Genomic DNA, 697 nt, shown 5'->3' with positions numbered 1-697 from the left:
CTTGGCTTTTTTTGACTGTGGCTCTAACATGCCTGGATAAAAAACAGCGCTGATATCTGGGAATTCACCGTCCCCTTGAACGAGGGGCACTTTACTTGTAGAAGTTACCCCATTTTTTCTCCATCTATAGGGAACATTAATTATATATAAATTATCCCTGAAGCTCCTCAAATCCTCCTCACTTAAAAGTTTTAAAGCTAGACGTGCATCATCGTTAACGGACCATCAACACCATTGCGAACACCAGATAAAAGTATCCCCTTTAGGAGATAAATTTAAATCCGTTATAAATTTTAGTGCAGCATTTTCATATGAAAATCTAACTCAACTTCAGATCCTAATCCTGTATAATCTTTTTTATTATCCTCTAAAGGAACTAGGTTATTTACTATATGTTCGCCTTCAAACTTAATTGAATAAGGCTCTCCGATCAATAAAGAAAACATCATAATTAAATTTTCGCTAATATAGCCACTTTTACAAGACGCATCTAAATTGTAAGGATTAGGTGACATATTAATTTGTCTATCAACAGGAAGGTTTTCAAAGATTAAATATGGTCTAGGGGTAATAGACACCTTTTGGTTCATAATAATTGTCAATATTCTATGTGGTAGCAGCGAAAATGCTATTTTTTTAACTCAACCGAATATTCAATACCACCGTATGGATCATAAATAACATGGTCTAAAGCCTC

At 34.3% G+C, this 697-nt stretch carries 1 protein-coding gene; it reads right to left on the bottom strand.

Features of this window, described 5'->3' with window-relative positions; translation table 11 throughout:
* Positions 1–293 precede the first annotated feature (293 nt).
* Positions 294–590, bottom strand: a complete 297-nt coding sequence (locus ACFIL8_RS11865; protein ID WP_375613387.1) for a hypothetical protein — start codon at positions 588–590, stop codon at positions 294–296.
* Between the last annotated feature and the right edge of the window lie 107 nt (positions 591–697).

This window comes from Bartonella sp. AP57NXGY (assembly GCF_042195805.1).
Classification (GTDB): domain Bacteria; phylum Pseudomonadota; class Alphaproteobacteria; order Rhizobiales; family Rhizobiaceae; genus Bartonella.
The sequence above is the reverse complement of the archived record's forward strand: the minus strand, read 5'-3'. Positions and strand labels throughout refer to the sequence as shown.